The sequence below is a fragment of the Amycolatopsis sp. GA6-003 genome (genome assembly GCF_046267895.1).
Lineage (GTDB): Bacteria > Actinomycetota > Actinomycetes > Mycobacteriales > Pseudonocardiaceae > Amycolatopsis.
Genome location: NZ_CP176499.1, coordinates 1,404,957 through 1,426,924, shown reverse-complemented (window position 1 = coordinate 1,426,924; position 21,968 = coordinate 1,404,957). Strand labels below are relative to the sequence as shown.

Sequence of the window (21,968 nt, the reverse complement as noted above, 5' to 3'; positions counted from 1 at the left end):
GGGTTCACGTTTCCTCCGTGAACACCGCGCGATACCCCGGCAGCTGCCACAACCGCGCGTGCGGCCCCACCGCCCGGACCCGCCCCTCCGCCAGCCACACCACCAGATCCGCCCGGGCGGCCATCGCGGCCCGGTGCGTGACGACCACCCGGGTCCGGCGGCCCAGTTCAGCCGTCACGGCGCGTTCGGTGATCGTGTCCAGGCTGGCGGTCGCGTCGTCGAGCAGGAGCACTCGCGGGTTCCGCGCGAGCGCGCGAGCGAGGCCGACCCGGGCGCTTTCCCCGCCGGACAACGGAGTTTCGGCGAGGGGAGTGTCGTAACCTCGCGGCAAGCGCACGAGGACGTCGCGAATCCGCGCGGTCCGGCAGGCCGCGTCGACCGCCGGGACGCTGGCCCAGGAGCCGTACGCGACAGCATCGGCGACGGTGGCGCCGAGCAGCGCGGGTTCGGCGGAGGCATAGCCAACGACCGCCCGAAGTTCGTCGGGACGCACGACCGCGAGGTCGCGGCCGTCCAGCAGAGCCTTTCCGGCCTCGGGGCGGCGGAGCCCGGCCAGCACGGAGACCACAGTGGACTTGCCGGAGCCGGAATTTCCTACCACAGCGGCGAAACAGCCGCCGGGGATGGTGAGGTCGACGTCGGTCAGCGCGCCGGGCACGGTGACGCCGCGCAGTTCCAGGGTGCCGTTCCCGGGCAACAACCCGAGAGCACCGCGCGGCGGTGGCTCGGTGTCGAGCACCTCGGTGATCCGGTGTGCGGCCGAGCGGATGCGGGAAAGCGTGGTGAGCACTGGGATTTGCGTGACGAGACCGAGGCCGAGCGCGACGTAGCCGAGGGCTGCGAGGACGTCCCCGGCGGTCAGCCGCCCGGCCAGCACGCCGAAACCGGCGGCGGCGAGGGTGAGGATTTCCACCGTGGGAAGCAAGAGACCGGCCCGCCACACCATCCGCGCCTGGGTGCGCCACATTCCCTGGCCGGCGAGGTTCAGCCGGGGCAGCGGGCGCAGGACCCGGGCGGCTTCGGCGTCGGCGGCGCCGGACGCGGCGATCGTCCGCAGCCCGGCGACGGCGTCGAGCAACCGGGCGGACAGCTCGCCGGAAACCTGTTGGTAGGCAAGCACGTCCTTGGCCGTGCCGCGCAGGTGCGAGCGCGCCAGCAGCACCGCGAAGGGGAGGCCGCCGAGGAACACCAGCGCGAGCCGCCAGTCCAAGAGCGCGAGCAGCACGACCGCGCCGGAGGACATGACGGCGGTCGCGACCAGTCGCACCACGGCGGCCGCGACGCCGCCGGCGGCCGCGCAGTCGCCGGTCACCCGGCTGACCGCGTCGCCCGGGGCGAACGGCGATCCGGTGCCCGCGGCGAGCAGCCGGTCGGTCACCCGGCGGCGGAGCCAGGCGCTCGCGTTGCTGGTCAGCCGCGCGGGAAGGGTCATCAGGACAGCGTCCGCGGCGATTTCCGCGCCGCCCACGGCAAGCAGCCACCCGACCGCCGCGGTGCTGCTTCGTCCGCTGAGCACCGCGTCGGTCGCCGCCGCGAGGGCTCCGGGCAGCAGCAGCCCGGCAGCCGCGGAGAGCAGCGAGGCGACGCCGACCGCGGCGAGGCGGGGGCGGTCCAGGAGGGCGGCCGAGATCAGCAGGCGATCGGCGGATCCGGCCATGGCGCTCCCTTCGGGTGACGGCCGGCGGACCCGGCGGCGCGGCGACCGGCCTCGCCGCGGGCAGGCGGGGCAGAATGACAGGGCGGGAACGGCGCACTTGGCCTGCGCCGTTCCCGCCCCGCCCGTGCGGTCAGTAGCAGAGAAGCAGGCTGAGCGTGCTTTCGCCGCAGTACGCGCTGTAATGGCTGTGGCCGTGGTGGTCCAGTCCCTGGCCTTCGAGGGCTTCCGGGGCCTCCAACGCCTGCAGCTCCAGGACGTGTTCCATGGGTCTTCCCTTCTCTCGGGGTCCGCCGGCTCTCATCGGCCGGAGGTGTGCGGGGACGGTGCGGCGCCCAGGAAGGGCAGCAGTTCCGCGCCGTCCAGTAGTGCGGCGAGCGTGCGGAGGACTCCCGCGCTGCCGGTGCTGACGTCGGTCGACAGGCGAAGCAGCTGGTTGCCGGGGAAGGCCAGCCCGCCGCGGTAGGGCACGGCGTGCCAGGACAGCCGGGACAGGTGCAGGTCGATGGCCTCGCGGTCCGGCTCGTCGGCGAAGGACAGCGCGGCGGCGAGCCCGCACCGGCCGTAGAGCAGGCCCGGGTGGATCACGAACTCCCCGCGGCACGCCGCCCGCAGCCCGGGCAGGCTCCGGGCCGCCGCCGAGTCCGGCAGCCGGCGGGCGATCTGCTCGGCGACCAGCAGGATGCCGGCGCTGCCGATCGCCGCGTACGGGAGCATGCGCAGGGTTCCGTCGCGGACCTGCAGCGAGCCGTCCGCCGCCGGGCCGCATTCCTCGAGGTCGCGGGCCAGCACCCGGTCGGCGAGGGTGAGCCAGGACGGCTCGCCGGTGTGCTCGTGCAGGCGCAGGAACAGCAGCGCCGGTCCGGACCAGCCGCTGAGCAGGCCGGCCCTGGCGAAGCGGCCGGGCGGGTCGGCGGTTTCGAAGGCCGTCGCCAGCCGCAACGCGACGGCGAGGGCTTGGCGGCCGAATTCGTTGTCGCCGCGGGTCGTGGCGAAATGCAGGCGGGTGAGGCCGATTCCGGCGAGCCCGCTTTCCAGGCCGTGGTCGGTGGTCTGGTCGGCCAGCGACTGCGACGCGGCGAGCAGTTCGTCCGCTTCCGCCGAGTAGCCGAATTCCTCGAGCACGTACGCGATGCCGTGGCTGCCGTCGAAGAAACCGGGCCGGGAAGGCGGTTGCCGGCGCACCGCGGCCAGCAGCCACTCTTCGTACTCCGGATAACGGCCGGCTCCGGCCACGTGCAGCGAGTGCAGCACGCCCGCGGCGCCGACGCCGAAGCCCGCGCCGCCGGAGCGGAACTGTTCGATGTCGCCGGGAAACAGCCGGTCGGCACGCTCGGGCGTGGCGCTCGCGAGGATGGCTTCGGCGATCTGCTTGCGCACCAGCGGCCAGTCCGGCCGCGGCTCGTCCAGCGCGGTGTGCGCCGCCGGCGCTTCGGTGCGCGGGGCGAGCACGGAGACCACCCGGTCGGCGTATCCCTCCGGCAGGGCGAACCGCTGCTGGGCGAAATCCGCGATCCCGCGCAGCTTGCTCGGCGCGAGTTCCAGCAGCATCACCAGCGGAAGGAACAGCCACAGCCGGAGCGCGGCCAGCGCGTGCTCGTCGATCTCGAACCCGTGCCGGTCGGCGGGCGCGCGGAAGCCCGGGGCGCCGAGGCCGGGACGGTCGCCGGAATCGGCGTCGAAGGCCAGCTCGAAGTCGACGAGCGACACCCGGTCGCGCTCGTCCACCAGGATGTTCTTGCCGTGCAGGTCGCCGAACACGATCCCGTGCCGGTGGATGTCCGCGACGATGCGCTCGACCTGCGCCAGCACGGCGAGCGCGCGGTCGCGGTAGGCCGCGAGATCGCCTTCGGCGCGGGAGCCGCCAGTGAGCGGGTAATGCCGGGCGAGCCAGCTGCTCAGCGAGATGCCGGGCAGGTGCTCCATCGCGAGGTAGTGGTGCTCCCAAACGGTGAACTGCTCGTACACCCGGGGGATGCCCGGAACGTCCGCGAGCCGTTCGAGCACCTCGCGCTCGCGGTCCAGCCGGGCGACCGCGTCGGAGCCGTCCCGGTCCAGCCCGGCGTGCGGCCGGGCCTCCTTCAGCACGACGGTCTTCCGGTCGACCCCTCGTTCGGCCAGATAAACGCCGCCGCCGTTGGAAAAGTGCAGGGAACCGGTCACCCGGTACGGGAACCGGGCGCCGTTCTTGCGCGCGGCGAGGCTTTCGGACAAACAGTCCGGAATCGGCGCCCAGTCCGGCACGGAAAAGGACGGTTCGCGCCGGTCGGGCACGAGAGTTCCGTCCGGACGGCGGATTGCCAGCACCCGCGTCCCGGCGTGTTCGGTCCACTGTTCGGCGAATCCGCCGTACCGGACGTAAAGCGGTCCTTCGCGGTACCGGAGATCGCTCAGAATATACGCTCCGTGCTCGCCTTCCAGCTCGGAAGAAAGGTCGCGGAGTATCCGGGAGAGCGCCTCGTCGGACTCCGGGTAAATCGTGACCAGTTTGCCGCTTCCCTCGCGCGGCGCGTATTTCGAATTGCGGCTGATCAGGATCGCCCGGGAGCGCAGGTGCTTGTACGCGACCCGATGCTCCACACAGTACCGATGCACGCGGGACAGCACGCTCCCGGCGTTGTCCAGCCCCGCGGAGACGTGGATTTTCCAGCCCTGCGCGGGAAGTTTCCGGCCGGACGGGCGCAGCGAACGCCAGATCCCGCGCGTCTCGACCGTCCATCCGGGTCCCGGCTGCGGCAGGCCCGCGGCCAGGTCGCCGGCCGCGCCCGGGGTTTCCCTCGGTTCGTCGAAGAACAGCGGATCGGCGAAGCAGAAAGCCTCGTACCGGACGTCCATGAAAACGGACCCTTCTCTTTCCCTGGGGAAAAACCGGGCGACTTCGATGTCGGACGGTGACACCATTCCCGCACGAGGGGGGTGCCCCGGCCAATCCGCCAACCCGGGGGTTCGCCGGACCTCGTGAGGGTGACAGGGGCGGGTCCGGGTGGCGAAAACGGGAACTGCGGGTGAGTCATCCCTACCCGATCGGGGTGTAACGAAGACGTTTCCCGGCAGATCACCCAGGTCGGCGCGGAAAGAGCGGGGGAAATTGGCGGAAGGCCATCAACCCGTTCCGGTGACCCGGATTCCGCCGGTCGTCCGGTGCGAACCCGGTGCGGACTGGTCCATTCGGGGCGGCGCCGCGCATTCGCGTCGCGAACGTGGTGCATTCGTTACCGGAAAACGCCTCGCCGCACGCCTCCGGGCCGCGCAGGACTCCGTGGACTTGCGTTCGCGGGGCAGGGAACGCGGAACCGGCCGGGCAGGGCCTCGCCCGGCCGCCGTCCGTGACGGAAATCCTGCGGGAATCAGCGTCCCTCGGGTTCCCTCACGGCCTTCCGGGCGGCGCGGGCGAAACCCTGGGCGATCCAGTGAGCCCGCGCCGGAGAGCGTCACCCGGCCAGGGCTTTCCCCGGGCGCACCAGGCTTTCCAGCAGTTCCACCGCCCGCCGGGCGGCGGGGTGCTCCGCGATCGGCTTCTTCACCGCGAGGCTGAGGTGCCGCACCGGCGTAGGGGAGGCCAGCGCGACCGTCGCGAGGCCGTCGGGCAGTTCGCCGATCCCCAGCTCCGGCACCACGGTCAGCCCGATTCCCGTTGCCACGAACGACATCGCGGTCCGGTAGTCGTGCGTTTCGACGACGAAGCTCGGCGAGAACCCGGCCTGCGTGCAGGCGTTGAGGAGCACCTGGCGGCACGGGCCCTCGCGCAGGTCGTTGTCGACCCAGTGCCGCTGCGCGAGCGCGGCCAGCGGCACGTCGGCCAGCCCGGCGAGCGGGTCGTCGGCGCGGACGACCGCCAGGTACGGGTCCTCGGCCAGCCGGTGCACGACGACCGACCCGGGGTGCTCGGCCCCGGTTTCCTCCACGAAGATGTCGATGTCCGGGTCGCCCGGCGTGAACTCGGTCAGCATCAGGTCCAGCCGCAGCCCGGGGAATTCGCTGCGCAGCGCGGCGACGGTCGGGGCCAGCCAGGTCGACCCGGCCGAGCCGAAGTAGCCGATCGACAGCCGGCCGACGCGTCCGGCGCGCAGCTCGCTGACCACCTGCTCGACCCGGCTGAAGGCCTCGAACAGCGCCTCGGCCTCGGCGGCGAGGGTCCGCCCGGCCTCGGTGGGCTCGATGCCGCGGCCGGAGCGCTCGAACAGCTGCAGCCCGGTCTCCCGTTGCAGCGTGGTGATTTGCTGGCTCACCGCGGACGGCGTGTAGCCGAGCGAGGAGGCGCTCGCGCGGATCGACCCTGACGCGACGACTGCGCGCAGCACGCGGAGCCGGGGAATGTCCAGCATGCGGCGAATGTACAGCACTCCTTAACGGAGGTACAGAACTCATCGCTTGTGCTGTACACCCGGTCGAGGCGACGATGATCAGGTGACCGATCTCGTGGAAACCGTTCGCCCCGCCGGCAAGGCCGACCTCGGCAAGATCGCGGCGGCTTCCGGGCTCGCCGTCGTGTTGTGGGCCTCGTCGTTCGTCGCCATCCGGAGCGTCGGGCACGCGCTGTCCCCGGCGCCGCTGGCGCTGCTGCGGCTCGCCGTCGCGGCCGTCACCCTCACCGGGTTCGCCGTGGTCAAGGGCGCGGTCCGGGTCCGGTTGTCCCGCAAGGCGTTCCTGCTGGTCGCGGCCTACGCCGTGCTGTGGCTGGCCGCGTACACCGTCGTGCTCAACGCGGGGGAGCGGCACGTCGACGCCGGGACCGCGGCGTTGCTGGTGAACCTCGCGCCGTTGCTGGTGGCGTTCGCGGCCGGGAAGTTCCTCGGCGAAGGCTTCTCGCGCTCGCTCGTCGTCGGCTCGCTCGTCGCGCTGGGCGGAGCGGCGCTGATCGCGACCGGAGCCACCGGAAGCAACGACTGGGCCGGTGTCCTGCTGTGCATCCTCGCTGCGGTGCTCTACGCCGCCGGAGTCATGGTCCAGAAGATCACGCTGCGCCACGTCGACGGGCTGACCGCGATCTGGCTCGGCTGTGTCGTCGGCACCGCGGCCCTGCTGCCGTGGACGCCGCAGCTGATCGGCGAACTGCAGGCGGCGCCAACCGGCGCGGTGCTCGGCAGTGTCTACTTGGGAGTGTTCCCGACCGCGGTCGGCTTCACCGCGTGGGCCTACGCGCTGCGCCGCACGGACGCGGGCCGGCTCACGATGGTGACCTACGCGGTGCCCGCGGTGGCGGTGCTGCTGTCCTGGCTGCTGCTCGCCGAAACCCCGACCGCGTACGGACTCGTCGGTGGCGTGCTCTGCCTGGCCGGGGTGGCCATCTCGCGCCGGCGTCAACGACGTCCCGAAGCCGACACGAGGGGATAGGCCGACACGGCGGACCGCGGATCGGCGAGCACCCGCCGGAAGTGCGCGAGCTCTTCCGCCGGCTGTTCGGCCAGCTCCGCCGAATTAGCGGCCAGCAACCGGAATTCCGGCCCGCCGCCCGGCCGCTCCGTCGGTGGCCAGCACGCGCCCGACCTCCCAGCAGGATCACCCCGCGCCGACCCCGAGCTGCTCCAGGCACCGGACGGTCGTCGCCTCGTCACTGGCTTCCAGCGCGGACAATCTGGTCGCTAGCGTTGTCGACGGGTCCCTCGTCGCCATTCCGCCGTCCTGCCAGCACTGCCGGCAGGACGGCGGAAGTCTCAGCAGGTTTTGCGGACGTAAGCCGGATCGCCCTTCGGCGTGACGTCCCGGTCGCGCTGGACGACGCTGAGCGTGGCGCCCCACTTGGCGCACGCGTTGCGCAGGCCGGCGTCGGTGTATTCGATGACGATCACGTGGTTGCCGAAATACTGCGTGTACTCCGCGCAGTTGTCCTGCTCGCCGCATTCCTCGGCGACCGCGAAGTCAAGCCCGTTGTCCGCGCGCGACGAGGCCAGTTCCGAGGTGTTCTTCTGGGCGATCGCGAGGCCTTTTCCGTGCGCCCGCCCGGAAAGCAGCTTGACGAGGTCTTGGGCGTTCCGGGCGCTGAGCAGACCCTGGGAGCGGGTGAAGCTGTCGTAGTTGTCCGGCTCGATCGCCTGGTAGCCCTTGCGCGCGCACTCGTCGATCCACCCGCCGACCTTGGCCGCGATCCGGTTCCGGTTGTCCGCGGTGCGCAGGTCGAGCAGCGCCTCGTTCCACTCGGGATCCTTGACGACGTTGCCGTCGTCGTCGCGCAGGACGAGGTCGCCCCATTCGCCCTCGGCGCCGGGCTGCGCCTGGAAAGCGTTGACGTAGCAGATGTTGTACTGCCCGGCCTCGGCCGGGGCGCTGTGGTCGCGGCTGACGACCTGGACGCCGGCCGGCGGCCGGTAGGGGCCGCCGATCTGGTAGTCGAACCCGGCGTGCGGGGCCGGCGGCGAAACGTCCTTGACCTGGCTGTGCGGTGCGGGAAGCGGCGCGCTCTGCGCCGGGCCGGCGGCCCCGAGCGTGCACGCCGAACTGCCGATCAGCAGGGCGGCCGCCGCGGTGCCGCGAGAAATCCGACCAGGGAGCGAAGGCATCTGGTGACTCCAGCGATGGTGAGTACGGCCCCGCCTCGGACGCGGGAGAAGGCATCCTGGCGACTGGGTCCGGGCTCGCGGAAATCCGCATTACCGGCTGGGCGTACTTCTGGCGCCTGCCTGCCTGGCAGGCACCGGAAGTTTACCGGATCACCGCGGCGCGCCGTCAAGAGTCGTTAGCTGCCCAGTGTTTTCCGCAATCCGGGCTGGAGCGCGTCGCCGTGCGCGAGCACCATTTCGTCGCACAGTTCCCAGATGCGCTCGACCGGAAGCGCGGCCGCGGTGGCGGGATCGGTCATCGCGGCGTGCCGGATGTGCCGGGGATCGTCCTCGACCGCCGCGCGCACCACGAGTTCGGTCGTGCTCAGGTAGGTGCGGTTGAGCGCGGCCAGCTGCGGCGGAAGCGGGTCGACGCGCGTGGGGTGGATGCCGGTGGCGTCGGCGAGGCACGGCACTTCGACGGCCCCGGTCGCCGGGAGATTGGGGATCAGCCCGCGGTTGAGCACGTTGCCGTAAACGGTGCGCGGCGTCCCGGTGACGACACTGTGGATGATCTGCGGCGCGTATTCGTTGGTGCCCTCGACGGTGAGCGGTTCGTCGCGTTCGACGGCCTGGCGCGTGCGTTCGTATTCGGCTTCGTTCTCCGCCACGACGTCCAGATACGCGCCGATCGGCAGCCGCAGCCGGTCGATTTCGCTGGCGTGGCCGAGATACCAGGGCACGTATTCGGAGGAGTGCTCGCTGGTTTCGGTGGGGTAGTAGCCGAGCCGCCGGAACATGTCGAACCGGACGCGCCGCCGCAGCTGCGGGTCCTCCGCGAGTTCGGCGAGCCTCGGGTACAGGTCGGCGCCCTGGTGCTCCAAGCGCAGGATCCAGGCCTGGTGGTTGATGCCCGCGGCGTGGTAGGCGACCTCGGACAGCGGCACTTCCAGCAGCTTCGCCAGGTCGTGCACGGTCCAGTACACCGAATGGCACAGGCCGGCCACGCGGTCCGGGCCGAGCGTTTCGGACAGGTATTGCACGTTCATCGCCATCGGGTTGGTGTAGTTCAGCAGCCACGCCTGCGGGCACACCTGCGCGATGTCCGCGCCGAGTTCGCGCAGGAACGGGAAAGTGCGCAGGGCGCGGAAGATTCCGCCGATGCCGAGCGTGTCGCCGATGGTCTGCTTCACGCCGAAGCGAGCGGGAATGTCGAAGTCGACGCGGGTGGCTTCGCCCATTCCGATTTGGACCATGTTGACGACGAAGTCCGCGTCCGCGAGGGCTTCGCGGCGGTCGAGGTGTGCGGTGAGGACGGGTTTGGCGCCGCGGGCTTCGGCGATGCGACCGGCGGCCGCGTGCGCGGTGCGCAGCCGTTCCGGATCGATGTCGTGCAGCGCGACGTGCACCTGCGCCAGTTCTGGATAAGTGAACAGGTCCGCGAGCAGGCCCTGGGTGAACACGACGCTGCCGGCGCCGATGAAGGTGATCTTGGTGGTCATGCCTTTTCCGTTTCAGTGAGGTGGAGTTCGTTCCAAGTCGGTTGGCCGTCGATTCCGCCGCGCGCGAGCGTCGAACGGCCGCCGCCTTCGATCCCGGCTCGCAGTGCGTCGCGAAGCGGCAACCTGCGGAGCGTCGCCGCGAGGAACGCGGCGTTGAAGCTGTCGCCGGCCCCGACCGTGTCGAGCGGGGTGAGCGGTGACGCGGGAACCGTGACGGTTTCGCCGCGATGGTGGGCGAGCGCGCCGTCGGCACCGTTCTTGACCACCACGGTCGGACCCGGTGCGGCGAGCTGCGCCGCGGCGTCGAGCAGGCTGGACTTTCCGGACAGCTGCCGTGCTTCGGCGGCGTTGGGCAGAAGGAAATCGGTGTGCTGAAGTACCAGCTTGATGCCGCTGGGATCCCACTGCCGGGCCGGGTCGTCGTTGGTGTCCAGCGAGGTGGTCGCGCCGTGCGCCCGCGCGGTGCGGAACAGCTCCGGCAGCCCGGCGGCCAGCTTGGGCATCAGGAAATACGACGAGGCATGGACATGGCGCGCGCTCGCGAGCAGCTCGGCCGGGACGTCCGCCGCCGATACCGCGTCCAGCACTCCGGAACTGGTGACGATGGCCCGGCTTTCGCCGCGGGTCAGGATCGCGGTGAGCGGGGTCGCCAGGGTCGGATCCACTGTGAGGGCCTGGGTGTCGACGCCCCGGTCTTCGAGGATGTCGCGGACGAAGCGACCGGCGGCGTCGTCGCCGATCCGCCCGGCGAAGGCGACTTTCAGCCCGAGCCGGGCGGCCCCGGCGGCGGTGATCGCGGCGGACCCGCCGAGCGTGAGGCAGCCGTGGCCGACGAGGTTCTCCCGTTGCCGGAAGTCGAGGTCCCCGGTCAGCGGCCCGAGGACGACGTCGGGGTTGACGTCGCCGAGCACGAGCAGGTCGAAGCGGTGCGGCATGCGTGGTTCCTCTGCGGGAGTGCGGTTCAGCCTTTGAGGCCGCTGGAGGTGATGGACTGGATGAACGTCTTCTGCGCGCCCAGGAAGGCCAGCAGCACCGGCAGCACGGTGATGACGTTCCCGGCCATCACCGCGGCCCAGTTGGTGTGGTGCTGTCCCTGGAAGGTGGTCAGGCCGAGCTGCAGGGTGTACTGGGTGTCGTGGTTGATCGCGATCAACGGCCAGGTCAGGTCGTTCCAGGTGCTGAGGAAGGTCAGCACGGCGACGGTGCTCAGCGCCGGCCGCGACAGCGGGAGCACGATCCGCACCAGCACCCGCAGCCGGGAACAGCCGTCGATCCAGGCCGCTTCCTCGAGCTCGCGCGGCAGCGAAAGGAAGAACTGCCGCAACAGGAACACCGCGAACGGCGTGACCAGCGACGGGACGATCAGCGCGCCGAGCGAGTCGATCAGGCCGAGCTTCTTCATCACCAGGAACGTCGGGATCATGGTGAGCTGGAACGGCACCGCCATGGTCGCCATCATCAGCCCGAGCATCGCCTTCGAACCGCGGAACCGCATGCGCGCGAACGCGTAGCCGCCGAGCGAGCCGAACACGAGGTTGGCCAGCACGGTCACCACCGACACGATCAGCGAGTTGGAGAACCAGCGCAGGAACAGCGCGTTCTCCAGCACGTACCGGTAGCCGGAGAAGTCGATCCCGGACGGCCACAGCGACGGCGGGAACCGGTTGATCTCCGCGTTGCTCATCACCGAACTGACCAGCAGCCATGCCAGCGGGGCGGCGAACACCAGTGCCAGCGGGGCCAGCAGCAGATGCCACGGGCTGAACGGGAGCCGCCAGCGCCGGGGTCGGCGGAGCAGGTCGGGCAGTTCGGCGGCGGAAACCGGGGCGACGTGGGCGCGCGTGGTCATCGGGCCTCCTTGGTGCGGCGCAGCAGCCGGGCGCCCAGCCCGAGCGCCAGCAGCACGACGGCGAGCACGTAAGCGGCGGCAGCGCCGTATCCGGCGGTGAAGTTCTGGAACGCCTGCTGCCAGATGAAGTAGACGATCACCGTGGTCGAGCCGAGCGGGCCGCCCTTGGTGGTGACGTAGGTCAGGTCGAACACCTGCAGCGATTGGATCAGCTGCCACAGGGTCAGGAAGGTGGTCACCGGCAGCACCGCGGGCAGGGTCACGTGCCGGAGGATCCGGAAGGGGCCGGCCCCGTCCAGCCGCGCGGCTTCGATCAGCGACGGCGGCACGTCCTGCAGCGCGGCCAGGAAGACCACCATGCAGAACCCGGTGCCGCTCCACAGCGTGATGGCCACCAGGATCAGCAGCGCCTGCGACGGATCGGTGAGAAACCCTTGCGGGCTGAGGCCGATGCGGTGCAGCAGCGAGTTGGCGACGCCGAACTCCGGGTCGAGGATGAAGGAGAACAGGACGCCCTGCGCGGTCGCGGACAGCACGAACGGGACGAACATCAACGTCCGGTACGCGCCGATGAAGCGCACCCGGCGGTTCAGCGCGAGCGCCAGCGCGAGGCCGAGCACGATGCTCAGCGGAACGTACAACGCCGTGTACAGCAGCGTGTTGCCGACCGCTTGGCCGAAGTGCGGGTCCTGCGCGAGCGCCGCGTAGTTGTCGACGCCGACGAACCGGGACGGGGTGACCAGGTCGTCGGCCTGGAACGACAGGATCAGCGACCACACGACGGGCACCAGGCCGAGGCCGATGATGACGACGACCGAGGGGCTCAGGTAGGCCCAGGCGGCGGCGGTTTCGCGGCGGCGGCGGGATTTGGCGGCCGGAGCGACGGTGATCGGGCCGGGATGCACGGACATGGGCGGGAGTCCTAACGGGGGATGATCAGGGCGGCGTTGGCCGCGGAGGCGCAGTCGCGCATGGCGTCGGCGGGGGTGGCGCGCCTGAGCAGGACGGAGACGATCGCCGCGGCGACCGCCTGCGAAACCTGCGGGTAGGCCGGGTGGTTCGCGCGGACGTGCGAGTTCTCGAGCGAGCGGACGAACACGGAAAGCCCCGCGGTGTCCTGGGTTTTCCGCTGCCAGTCCGGAAGGCGCTGCGACGCGGCGCTCAGCGGGAGGCTGCCGGCTCCGATGTCCCAGACGACGTCCTGCTCGGGCGCGGTCAGCCAGCGCAGGAACGTCTTGGCCGCGGCGACGCGCCGGTCGCCGTTGTCGAAGACCGTCCAGGTGTCGGGTCCGGAGATGGTGATCGGTTTTCCGGTGAACGTCGGCAGCGGGACGATGTGGTAGTCGAGTCCCGCGTCGACGATGTCGGGCAGCTGCCACGGCCCGGTCGGCACCATCGCGATCCGGCCGGAGGCGAACGCCTGGTACATCTGTTCCGAGCCGGGCTTCGGGTCGAGGTAGACACTGCGGTCGGCAGCCAGTTTCCGGATGACTTCGAGCGCCTGCACTCCGCTGTCGGCGAAGCCGATGCTGCGGCCGTCCTTGCCGACGATGGTGCCGCCGAGGTCCCAGATCATCGGCCAGATCCGCCAGACCGTGTCCTCGTCGCCGGCGCCGGGCCAGGCGGTGCCGAACTGCCCTTGGTTCCGGTCGGTCAGTTTTTTCGCGGTGTCCACGAAATCCTGCCAGCGCCAGGAATCGTCCGGCAGCGGAACGCCGTGCTGCTGGAACAGTTTCTTGTTGCAGGCGACGGCCAGCGAGTCGAGCATCGCGGGCACCGCGCGGACCCGTTCGTTGACGGTGACCGCTTCGAGCGCGGGCTTCCAGAACTGGCCGTGCACGACGTCGCCCATGTCGGCCACCCGCGGGCTGCGGGCGATGCTGGCGAGGTCGGAGCCGAAGATGTACGCGATGTCCGGGTAGGAGCCGGACGCGAGCGCCGCGGTCACCTTCTGCAGCATGGCGTCGGCGAGCACGCCGCCGCCGAGGTCGATCCGGATGTCGGGGTGGTCGCGCTGGAACGCGGCGACCAGTTGCTTGAGGACTTTGAGGCCGGTGTCGTTCTGGCCGTGCCACATTTCGACGGTCACCGGCCCGGACGTGGCGGCCGGGGCTTCGGCGCACGCCGCGGCGGCGGGCACCAGCGCCAGGGCCGCCGTTCCGCGGAGAAAGCCGCGCCGGTTCAGAGTTCGCACGCGCATGGGTTTCGGTTTCCTTCCCTTGCGCTAGCGGGGACAGTGGGAGCGGGAGGTCATCTGCGGTTTCCTTCCGGCGGGGAAAAATGGGCGGCTGCCGTTTCGGGCAGAGGAGGAATATCGACCGGCACGGAGCCGGAGCGCAGGGAGTGCGTGGCGAGCGCGCCCGCCGCCACGGCCTCGCGGGCGGCGATAGGCGACAGTTCCGGCGGTTCGCCGTGTACCACGTAGCGCAGGAATTCTTGCATGGTAAGGAGATCGGCGTCGGTGTGTCCGGCTTCGACGCCTTCGATCGGGTACTCGCGGTCGCCGTCGAGCGACCAGTTGCGGCGGCGATTCCACACTTTCACCACGCCGCCGCCGGTGTCCCCGAAGTTTTCCGCGCGGCCTTCGGTGCCGATTGCCGTGTAATTGCGCCAGTAGTCGGGCGTGAAGTGGCATTGTTCGTAGCTGGCGAGGACCCCGTTGTCGAGTCGCATGTGGACCATCGAGAGGTCTTCGACGTCGACGACCGGGTTGAGGCCGGTCTGTGCGGCGGGAGGCCAGTTGTCGAAGGAAAACCAGTCGTCGGCTAGCCGGTCGCCTTGGCCGCTGCGGTCGGGGAGGTCGCCGTAGACGGTCAGGGCGCCCATCGCCGTGACGCGGCGGGTGAAACCGCCGGCGAGATAGTGGATGACGTCGAGGTCGTGGCTGGCTTTCTGCAGCAGCAGGGAATTCACGCGGCTGCGGTCGGCGTGCCAGTCCTTGAAGTAGTAGTCGCCGCCGTTGCCGACGAAATGGCGGCACCACACGGCTTTCACCTCGCCGATCTCGCCGCGCGTCACGACGTCGCGGAGCGTGCGGACGACGGCCGCGTGCCGGAAGTTGTGTCCGATGTAGAGCGGGGTGCCGGTCTCCTGCGCGGCGGCGAGGACCGCGTCCGCGTCGGGAAGCGTGGTGGCGAGCGGCTTTTCGAGGTACACCGCCACTCCGGCGCGGAGCAGGTCGACGGCGATCTCGGCGTGCGTCCAGTCCGGCGAAGTCACGATCGCGGCGTCGACGAGGTTCGCGAGTTCCCGGTGCCCGGACACGATCTCGACGGCGCCGAACAGCTCGCGCGCTCGCGCCCGGCCGCGCTCGGCGGGATCGGAAGCGGCCGCGATCGTGGCCGCGACCCCGGATTCCGCCACGTGCCGGGCGATCCCGGCCCGCAGGCCGACGCCGACCACGCCGACCCGCAGTACCCCGGGGTTTCCCACGTCGCCACCTCACCTCTGCGTGATATTGATCTGCATGATGGCAAATCAATCATAAATGCGCAATGGGTGGCGGGTCCGCTCATCCGGCGACGACCAGCTCCACGGAGGCCGCCGCGAGGTCGGCGGCGAACGACGCGGGCGCCTCGGCGTCGGTGACCAGGACGTCGATCGCGTCGAGCCGGCAGATGCGGGCGAAGGTGGCCTTGGTCAGCTTCGTCGCGTCGGCCACCACGATCACGCGCCGCGCGACCTGGCTGAAATGCCTGCTGACCTCGGCTTCTCCCTCGTGCAGGGTGGTCGCGCCGTACTGCGCGCTCAGGCCGTCGACGCCGAGGATGACCGTGTCCAGCGCGAACGCCGAAAGCGCCTCCGAGACGAGCGAGCCGACCAGCTCGTAGGACTGCCGCCGCGCGACGCCGCCGGTCACGACGATCTTGACCTGCGCGCGCACGGACAGCTCGTAGGCGATGTTGAGCGCGTTGGTGACGACGGTCAGCCCGGGTTCGCCGTCGCTGCGGACGAACCGCTCGCTCTTGCCCAGCGCGCGGGCGACCTCGGTGGTCGTGGTGCCGCCGTTGAGGCCGACCGTTTCGCCCGGCCGCACGAGGTCCGCGGCGCGCGCGGCGATCGCGGTCTTGGCCTCGGCCTGCCGGGCGATCTTGTACTGCAGCGGCAGCTCGTAGCCGGTGCCCAGCGCGGCGGCCCCGCCGTGGGTGCGGGTGATCAGCCGCTGGTCGGCGAGGATCGAGAGGTCCCGCCGCGCGGTCGCGGGGGAGATGCCGAGCGCGTCGCCGATCTCCGCGATCGTGACGTTGCCCCGTTCGCTCACCAATTCGAGCAGGGCGTTCAGGCGTTGCTGGGGCGTCATGCCGGGTCTCTCGTTCCTGGTCGGAGGCGGGTCGGTGCTCATCCTAGAGGGCGGCCGCGGCTGTCTGGGTGATCGAAGATGCGCTATAACGCGTAGACCAATCAAAAACACTCAAGTAGGGTGACGGCTGCGATCACGTCCCCTTGGATCGAAAGGCCTCCATCCCGTGTCCTCCCTTCCGGATGCTTCCGGCTCCTTCGCGGCCGCCGAACTGGCTTCCCAGCCCGAGATGTGGCGCGCGGCGGCCGCGCTGGCCCCGTCCGCCGCCCTGCCCCAGCCCGGTGAACGAGTGGCCGTCGTCGGCTGCGGCACCAGCTGGTTCATCGCGATGAGCTACGCCGTCGCCCGCGAACAACGCGGCCACGGGGTCACCGACGCCTTCGCCGGCTCCGAATATCCGGCGTCGCGCGAATACGACCGCGTCGTGGCGATTTCCCGCTCCGGCACCACGACCGAGATCGTCGATCTGCTCACCGCCCTGCCCGCGCAGCACACCGTGCTGATCACCGCGGTCGGCGACAGCCCCGCCGCGGCGGTCGCGGACGAGGTCGTCGAACTTTCCTTCGCCGACGAACGATCCGTCGTGCAGACGCGGTTCGCGACCACCGCCCTCGCCCTGCTGCGCGCGGGCCTCGGCGACGACGTCGACCAGCTCGCGTCGGCCTGCGCCCAGGCGCTGGCCGAACCGATCGACGACCTGCTCGACGCCGAACAGGTCACCTTCGTCGGTCGCGGCCCGGCGGTCGGCCTGGCCTGCGAAGCCGCGCTGAAAACCCGTGAGGCGGCGCAATTCTGGGCCGAGTCCTATCCCGCCATGGACTACCGCCACGGCCCGATCGCGATCGCCCAGCCCGGACGGCTCGTCTGGTCGCTGGGCCCGGCCCCCGCCGGACTGGCCGAGGACGTCGCCCGCACCGGCGCGCGCTTCGTGCACCACGACCTGGACCCGCTCGCCGCGCTCGTGGTGGCGCAGCGCTTCGCCGTCGCACTGGCCGCCCGGCGCGGTCTCGACCCGGACCGCCCGCGTTCGCTGACGCGCTCGGTCATCCTCGTCTGATGATCGTCGCCGTGACGCCGAACCCGGCCATCGACGTCACCTACCGGGTCGGCGCCCACGTGCCCGGCGAAACGAACCGGGTCCTGGACGTCCAGCGGCGGCCGGGCGGCAAGGGCGTGAACGTCGCCCGGGTGCTCGCCGCGCTGGACGTCCCCGTCCGGGCGGTGCTCCCGCTGGGCGGCGAGGCGGGCCGGTGGCTGGGGAGCTCACTGGACATTCCCTTCGCGACGGTCCCCATTTCCGCGGAAAACCGCACCACCGTAACGATTTCCGGAGACGGCCATCCGACCGTCTACCCCGAACCCGGCCCGGAAGTGTCCACAGAGGAATGGACGGCTTTCGGTTCCGTCCTGGCCGATTGCGTGGCCGACGCCGAGCTGCTGGTGGTTTCCGGTTCGCTGCCGCGGGGCGCCGCGCCGGAGTTGGTCGCCGAGTGGATCGGCCTCGCCCGGGAAGCTGGAGTGCGGACGCTGGTCGACGCTTCCGGCCCGGCGCTGCTGGCTGCCGCCCGGGCCGGTGCCGTAGTGAAACCGAACCGGGCCGAACTGCTCGCCGCGACGTCCGCTGCCGACGAAGCTGCCGGTGCCACCGCGCTGCTGCGGTTGGGTGCGCAGTTAGTCGTGGTCTCGCGCGGGGCAGAAGGCATCGCCGCCCATACCTCCTCCGACGGTGTCTTCGCCGTCCCCGCCATCCCCGACGTGCACGGCAATCCGACCGGAGCCGGGGACGCCGCGACCGCCGGACTGGCCGCCGCCCTCGCCGCCGACCGCCCCCTGATCGAAGCCCTGCGCTCAGCCGCCGCGTTGGGTGCCGCAGCCGTCCTCCGTCCCGTCGCGGGCGAGGTCGATCTGCCCGCCTACCACCGATTCCTGAACGGAGCCCCCGCATGATCACCCGCCCCGGCCTGCCCCGGCTGCTGACCGCCGCCCGCGAGCGCGGTTCCGCTGTCGGTGCGTTCAACGTGATCATGCTGGAGCACGCCGAAGCCATCACCGAAGGCGCGGAACAAGCCGGACTGCCGGTGATCCTGCAGATCAGCGAAAACTGCGTCCGCTACCACGGCGGACTCGCGCCGATCACCATGGCTTCACGGGAAATCGCCCGCCGCGCGTCCGTCGACGTGCTGGTGCACCTGGACCACATCGAAGACCTGTCGCTGATCCGAGAGGGCATCGAACTGGGCGTGGACAGCGTGATGTACGACGGATCGCGCCTGCCGTACCCGGAAAACCTGCGCACGACCCGCGAAATCGCCGACCTGTGCCACGACGCGGGCGTAGCGGTGGAAGCGGAACTCGGCGAGGTCGGCGGCAAGGACGGGGTGCACGCCCCCGGCGTCCGCACCGACCCGGCGGAAGCGGCGGACTTCGTGGCCGCGACTGGTGTCGACGCACTGGCGGTGGCCGTCGGCACGTCGCATGCGATGGTGGAGCGGACCGCCCAGGTGGACCGGACTCTCGTGGCGCGCTTGAGAGATACCGTACCGGTCCCGCTGGTATTGCACGGCTCGTCCGGGCTGTCCGACGAGGAACTGCGCGGAGCCGTGGCGAGCGGGATGACGAAGGTTAATATCTCAACCCACCTCAACGGCCTGTTCACGCGCTCGGTCCGGCAGTTCCTGGAAGAGCAGCCGGACGCGGTGGACCCGAGGAAGTACGTCCGCCTGGGACGGACAGCGGTGGCTTCGGAGACTGCTCGGCTTCTCCGGTTGCTCGCTGGCTGAGTGTGCTGGTGCTTGCTTGGGATCGACTGACGCGCGGGGAGTTGGTGGGCCTGGGGGCGAAATCGCTCCTCGGCGAGTGCTTCAGTGCGACGGTCTTTCGCCGAAACTCGCCCTTCGTCGGGCGGGGTGGTTGGCGAGGGGTGTTTGGCTGGGTGTGGTCGTTCGCCGCCCGCGGGGTGGTCGCGAGGGTCGCTTCGCTGAGCCTGGCAGTTCGCGGCACAGGGTTGGTCGCGGCGGTCTCGTCGCTGAACCTCACCGCGCCGGGGTCGGTCGCGAGGTGTTACTTCGCTGGGCCTGGTCGTTCGCCGCCCGCGGGGTGGTCGCGAGGGTCGCTTCGCTGAGCCTGACAGTTCGGCACCGGGTCGGTCGCGGCGGTCCCGTCGCTGAACCTCGCCGCGCAGGGTCGGTCGCGATAGTCCCGTCGCGGAACCTGGCCGTTAGCCGCACCGGGTCGTTCGCGACGGTCCCTGGCTGAACCCGGCCGTTCGCCGCGCCGGGGTCGCTCACTGCTCGGCACCGAGTCGATGGCGGAGCAGACGGCGGGACCGAGTACTCTTGGTATACCAAAGTGCCCCCGCCGAGAAAGGTGCTCTCCGTGTTGATCCGTGACGTCCGTCCGTGGGGCGGTCAGCGCAGCGACGTCGAGGTGTCCGGAGACCGGATCGCCGAGGTCCGCTCGCACGATCCGGCGGCGGGGCCCGGCGGGGACGTGGTCGAGGGGCGCGGACGGCTGCTGTTCCCGTCCTTCAGCGACGTGCACGTGCACCTCGACTCGACGCGGATCGGCTTGCCGTTCCGGCCGCACACCGGGGCTCCGGGAGTGTGGGCGATGATGCTGAACGACCGCGAGAACTGGCGGAAGGCCGAGGTGCCGCTGCCGGAACGCGTGGCGGGCACGCTGGAGCGGATGATCGCGAACGGCACGACCCGCGTGCGCACGTACGCGCAGGTCGACGTGGACTGTCAGCTCGAGAAGCTCGACGCCGTCCTCGCGGCCAAAGAGCGCTTCGCCGCGCACGCGGACGTCGAGGTGATGGCGTTCCCGCAGGCGGGGATCCTGCGCGAAGCGGGCACGGCGGACGTGCTGGAGGCCGCGCTGCGTTCGGGGGCTTCGGTGGTCGGCGGGATCGATCCGTGTTCGCTCGACAAGGATCCCAAGGGGCACTTGGACGTCGTGTTCGGGCTGGCCGAGAAGTACGGCGTCGAGGTGGACATCCACCTGCACGAGCCGGGGCACCTCGGGGTGTTTTCGACCGACCTGGTGATCGAGCGGGTCCGTGCGCTGGACATGCGGGGCAAGGTGACCATGTCGCACGCGTACGAGCTGGGCTCGGTTTCGGAAGCGGTGAGCCGGCGGCTGATCGACACGTTCGCCGAGCTGGACATCGCGATGGCGACCGTCGCGCCGCCGGTCGACCGGCAGCTGTCGCTGGCGGAACTGACGACCGCGGGCGTGCGCGTCGGCCTGGGGGAGGACGGCCAGCGGGACTACTGGAGCCCGTACGGCAACTGCGACCTTCTCGACCGCACCTGGCAGCTGGCCTTCACGCACGGTTTCCGCCGCGACGAACTGATCGAGATGGCGTTGGCGGTCGCGACGATCGGCGGCGCGTCGATCATGAATCACGACGTCCCCAGGCTGGCAGGAATCGCCGACCGCCCCGGCGTGGCGGCCGGGGACCGCGCGGACCTGGTCCTGGTGGACGGCGAAACTCCGACCAGCGCGGTAATGGACCGAGGCAAGGACCGGACGGTATTGCACAACGGCGTGGTAGTGGCGGATGGCTTGGCGGTCGTTGACCTCTGACGGGAATGTTCCGCCGGACCGGTCTTCGCGTCGGGTGTCGATCCTGAGATCTCAACGCTGCCGAATTGGGCGGCGTTGAGATCTCGCTGGAGCGGGGCTCTTCGCTGTGGCGTGCGGTTGATATCTCACTCGCGTTGGTTGCATATACCGCGGCAGGCGTTGGAATATTGCCGCAGCCCGGCAGACCTTGAGATTTCGCTGGAGCCAGACGTATCGCGGCGGTTTCCGACTGATATCTCACCGGTGCTGGTGCATTTACTTCGACGGGCGTTGGGGTATTGCTGCAGCCCGCAAATCTTGAGTTCTCCCTGGAGTTGGACGCGTTGCCGTGGCGTCCGATTGATATCTCACCGGGGTTGATTGCATACGCCGCGGCGGGCGCTGGGATATTGCTGAAGTCCAGCAGGACTTGAGGCCTGGCTGAAGCGGGCGCATCGCCGTGGCGTGCGGCTGGTATCTCACGGGCGTTGGTTGCATATACCGCGACGGGTGTTGGGATATTGCCGCAATCCGGCAGAAATCAAGGCCGCAGTGGAACCGGGCCATCGCAGTGGAGCCAGGCTGATATCTCACCGGCGCTGGTTGCACACACTGCGACCGGCGTTGGGATATTGCTGCAGTCCGGCAGTTCTTGAGAACTGGCTGGAGCCGGGCGCATGGCGGGGGTGTCCGACTGATATCTCAACCGGTGCGGCTCACATATACCGCGCCAGTCGCTGAGATATCCCCCCAAACCCACCAGATCCTGAGATCTCAGCCGAAGCACCGCCCAGCTCAGACCGCAGAGAACCCGGGCGCAACCGCCCGCCTCACCCCGCCGAAGCGGATTCCTCCGCCGGATGTCTCCGGGCCGCCTCGCTGGTGCCCGTGGCGAGGTGGGCCAGCACTAGGCGTTCCACCCGCTCCACGTCCCGGTCCACGATCGCCTCGTACAGGAGTTCGTGTTCCGCCGCCATGGCTTCCAGGTCGTCGTGCTGGCCGAGCAGCCAGCGCATCCGGCTGCGCAGCGTCCGTTCCAGTTCGCCGAGCAGTTCGTTCGCCGACAGCGCCGTCACGACCTCGTGGAAGTCCGCGGCCGCTCGACGGGCGGAGACCGCGTCTCCGGCCCGGGCGGCGCGCAGTTCCGTGTCCAGCACTTCCCGCAGCCGCGCCAGGCCCTCGCGTGTGCGGCGTTGCGCGGCGAGCCGGAAAGTGAGGCCCTCGAAGGCGATGCGCACCTCGTTAAGGTCCGCGACATCCGACGCGGTGAACTCCCGCACTACCGACCACGACCGTGGCCGCGGCGTCACCAGGCCCTCGTTTCCCAGCGCGCGCAACGCGTCCCGCACCGGCACCCGGCTCACGCCCATCTCCGCGGCCAGATCCCGTTCGACCAGCTTGCTGCCCGGAGCCCGCGTGCCGTCGAGGATCTCGTTCCGCAGCCGTTCCGTGACGCGGTCGGACTCCGACGCGAAACCCGGCTCCATCCGATCCCCTCCCGCCGCCGTCACCGACAGTATCGGCGAACCTTCTCCCAGGTTCCCGGAAAAACCCGTCCCCGGCAAGGCCTGGCCGCCAGGTTCCGCCGTTTGGTATACCTAAATTCCCGACGGAAGGACCC

At 70.5% G+C, this 21,968-nt stretch carries 18 protein-coding genes; 5 read left to right on the top strand and 13 right to left on the bottom strand.

Translation table 11 applies throughout. The features are described from left to right. Positions 1-4: 4 nt before the first annotated feature. The 4 genes from F9C12_RS06090 to F9C12_RS06075 all read right to left on the bottom strand — a co-directional run bounded on the left by F9C12_RS06090 (position 5) and on the right by F9C12_RS06075 (position 5,979). Positions 5-1,657, bottom strand: coding sequence for an ABC transporter ATP-binding protein (locus F9C12_RS06090; protein WP_409465109.1), 1,653 nt, complete (start codon positions 1,655-1,657; stop codon positions 5-7). 130 nt (positions 1,658-1,787) lie between these two features. Then, positions 1,788-1,922: a class III lanthipeptide gene (locus tag F9C12_RS06085; protein WP_409180986.1), complete on the bottom strand. Its 135-nt coding sequence runs from the start codon at positions 1,920-1,922 to the stop codon at positions 1,788-1,790. Positions 1,923-1,954: 32 nt separating this feature from the next. After that, positions 1,955-4,489, bottom strand: coding sequence for a class III lanthionine synthetase LanKC (lanKC, locus tag F9C12_RS06080; protein ID WP_409465108.1), 2,535 nt, complete (start codon positions 4,487-4,489; stop codon positions 1,955-1,957). Positions 4,490-5,085: 596 nt separating this feature from the next. Then, a complete protein-coding gene (locus F9C12_RS06075) occupies positions 5,086-5,979 on the bottom strand; it encodes a LysR family transcriptional regulator (protein WP_409465107.1) in 894 nt (297 codons plus the stop codon). Positions 5,980-6,061: 82 nt separating this feature from the next. Here F9C12_RS06075 and F9C12_RS06070 point away from each other — a divergent pair, with 82 nt between their 5' ends. Continuing rightward, a complete protein-coding gene (locus F9C12_RS06070; protein WP_409465106.1) occupies positions 6,062-6,988 on the top strand; it encodes a DMT family transporter in 927 nt (308 codons plus the stop codon). Between the two features lie 320 nt (positions 6,989-7,308). On the opposite strand, the gene F9C12_RS06065 is transcribed toward F9C12_RS06070, so the two are convergent. The 8 genes from F9C12_RS06065 to F9C12_RS06030 all read right to left on the bottom strand — a co-directional run bounded on the left by F9C12_RS06065 (position 7,309) and on the right by F9C12_RS06030 (position 15,781). Further along, on the bottom strand, positions 7,309-8,151 hold the full coding sequence (locus tag F9C12_RS06065) for an endo alpha-1,4 polygalactosaminidase (protein WP_409465105.1): 843 nt from the start codon (positions 8,149-8,151) through the stop codon (positions 7,309-7,311). Positions 8,152-8,327: 176 nt separating this feature from the next. Then, positions 8,328-9,632 carry an alpha-glucosidase/alpha-galactosidase gene (locus tag F9C12_RS06060; RefSeq protein ID WP_409465104.1) on the bottom strand — a complete coding sequence of 435 codons (1,305 nt, stop codon included), beginning with the start codon at positions 9,630-9,632 and terminating at the stop codon, positions 8,328-8,330. Further along, positions 9,629-10,567, bottom strand: coding sequence for a carbohydrate kinase family protein (locus F9C12_RS06055; RefSeq protein WP_409465103.1), 939 nt, complete (start codon positions 10,565-10,567; stop codon positions 9,629-9,631). The genes F9C12_RS06060 and F9C12_RS06055 overlap by 4 nt, the downstream gene beginning before the upstream one ends. 26 nt (positions 10,568-10,593) lie before the next feature. Then, positions 10,594-11,481: a carbohydrate ABC transporter permease gene (locus F9C12_RS06050; protein WP_409180979.1), complete on the bottom strand. Its 888-nt coding sequence runs from the start codon at positions 11,479-11,481 to the stop codon at positions 10,594-10,596. Further along, positions 11,478-12,392, bottom strand: a complete 915-nt coding sequence (locus F9C12_RS06045; RefSeq protein WP_409180978.1) for a carbohydrate ABC transporter permease — start codon at positions 12,390-12,392, stop codon at positions 11,478-11,480. Before F9C12_RS06045 ends, F9C12_RS06050 begins: the two co-directional genes overlap by 4 nt. An 11-nt stretch (positions 12,393-12,403) precedes the next feature. Further along, a complete protein-coding gene (locus tag F9C12_RS06040; protein WP_409465102.1) occupies positions 12,404-13,681 on the bottom strand; it encodes an ABC transporter substrate-binding protein in 1,278 nt (425 codons plus the stop codon). A 50-nt stretch (positions 13,682-13,731) separates the two neighbouring features. Next, positions 13,732-14,913: a Gfo/Idh/MocA family protein gene (locus tag F9C12_RS06035; protein ID WP_409465101.1), complete on the bottom strand. Its 1,182-nt coding sequence runs from the start codon at positions 14,911-14,913 to the stop codon at positions 13,732-13,734. Positions 14,914-14,992: 79 nt separating this feature from the next. Continuing rightward, positions 14,993-15,781: a DeoR/GlpR family DNA-binding transcription regulator gene (locus tag F9C12_RS06030; protein WP_409180975.1), complete on the bottom strand. Its 789-nt coding sequence runs from the start codon at positions 15,779-15,781 to the stop codon at positions 14,993-14,995. Between the two features lie 229 nt (positions 15,782-16,010). Between F9C12_RS06030 and F9C12_RS06025 the strand changes: the two genes are divergently transcribed. From F9C12_RS06025 to F9C12_RS06010, 4 genes are all read left to right on the top strand, one after another. Beyond that, positions 16,011-16,838, top strand: a complete 828-nt coding sequence (locus tag F9C12_RS06025; protein WP_409187013.1) for an SIS domain-containing protein — start codon at positions 16,011-16,013, stop codon at positions 16,836-16,838. Further along, entirely contained in the window at positions 16,838-17,728 is an 891-nt protein-coding gene (locus tag F9C12_RS06020) for a 1-phosphofructokinase family hexose kinase (protein ID WP_409465100.1), read from the top strand. Before F9C12_RS06025 ends, F9C12_RS06020 begins: the two co-directional genes overlap by 1 nt. Further along, the gene (locus F9C12_RS06015; protein WP_409465099.1) at positions 17,725-18,561 is read left to right on the top strand and encodes a ketose-bisphosphate aldolase; all 837 of its coding nucleotides are present in this window, start codon (positions 17,725-17,727) and stop codon (positions 18,559-18,561) included. Before F9C12_RS06020 ends, F9C12_RS06015 begins: the two co-directional genes overlap by 4 nt. Positions 18,562-19,156: 595 nt before the next feature. Continuing rightward, on the top strand, positions 19,157-20,368 hold the full coding sequence (locus F9C12_RS06010) for an amidohydrolase family protein (protein ID WP_409465098.1): 1,212 nt from the start codon (positions 19,157-19,159) through the stop codon (positions 20,366-20,368). An 809-nt stretch (positions 20,369-21,177) separates the two neighbouring features. On the opposite strand, the gene F9C12_RS06005 is transcribed toward F9C12_RS06010, so the two are convergent. Continuing rightward, a complete protein-coding gene (locus F9C12_RS06005) occupies positions 21,178-21,834 on the bottom strand; it encodes a GntR family transcriptional regulator (RefSeq protein ID WP_409465097.1) in 657 nt (218 codons plus the stop codon). Positions 21,835-21,968: the final 134 nt, after the last annotated feature.

Excerpts from the sequence above, each read along its gene's own strand:
- F9C12_RS06090 (WP_409465109.1), bottom strand. The coding sequence starts at position 1,657 with ATGGCCGGATCCGCCGATCGCCTGCTGATCTCGGCCGCCCTCCTGGAC.
- F9C12_RS06085 (WP_409180986.1), bottom strand. The coding sequence starts at position 1,922 with ATGGAACACGTCCTGGAGCTGCAGGCGTTGGAGGCCCCGGAAGCCCTC.
- lanKC (WP_409465108.1), bottom strand. The coding sequence starts at position 4,489 with ATGGACGTCCGGTACGAGGCTTTCTGCTTCGCCGATCCGCTGTTCTTC.
- F9C12_RS06075 (WP_409465107.1), bottom strand. The coding sequence starts at position 5,979 with ATGCTGGACATTCCCCGGCTCCGCGTGCTGCGCGCAGTCGTCGCGTCA.
- F9C12_RS06065 (WP_409465105.1), bottom strand. The coding sequence starts at position 8,151 with ATGCCTTCGCTCCCTGGTCGGATTTCTCGCGGCACCGCGGCGGCCGCC.
- F9C12_RS06060 (WP_409465104.1), bottom strand. The coding sequence starts at position 9,632 with ATGACCACCAAGATCACCTTCATCGGCGCCGGCAGCGTCGTGTTCACC.
- F9C12_RS06055 (WP_409465103.1), bottom strand. The coding sequence starts at position 10,567 with ATGCCGCACCGCTTCGACCTGCTCGTGCTCGGCGACGTCAACCCCGAC.
- F9C12_RS06050 (WP_409180979.1), bottom strand. The coding sequence starts at position 11,481 with ATGACCACGCGCGCCCACGTCGCCCCGGTTTCCGCCGCCGAACTGCCC.
- F9C12_RS06045 (WP_409180978.1), bottom strand. The coding sequence starts at position 12,392 with ATGTCCGTGCATCCCGGCCCGATCACCGTCGCTCCGGCCGCCAAATCC.
- F9C12_RS06040 (WP_409465102.1), bottom strand. The coding sequence starts at position 13,681 with ATGCGCGTGCGAACTCTGAACCGGCGCGGCTTTCTCCGCGGAACGGCG.
- F9C12_RS06030 (WP_409180975.1), bottom strand. The coding sequence starts at position 15,781 with ATGACGCCCCAGCAACGCCTGAACGCCCTGCTCGAATTGGTGAGCGAA.
- F9C12_RS06025 (WP_409187013.1), top strand. The coding sequence starts at position 16,011 with ATGTGGCGCGCGGCGGCCGCGCTGGCCCCGTCCGCCGCCCTGCCCCAG.
- F9C12_RS06020 (WP_409465100.1), top strand. The coding sequence starts at position 16,838 with ATGATCGTCGCCGTGACGCCGAACCCGGCCATCGACGTCACCTACCGG.
- F9C12_RS06015 (WP_409465099.1), top strand. The coding sequence starts at position 17,725 with ATGATCACCCGCCCCGGCCTGCCCCGGCTGCTGACCGCCGCCCGCGAG.
- F9C12_RS06005 (WP_409465097.1), bottom strand. The coding sequence starts at position 21,834 with ATGGAGCCGGGTTTCGCGTCGGAGTCCGACCGCGTCACGGAACGGCTG.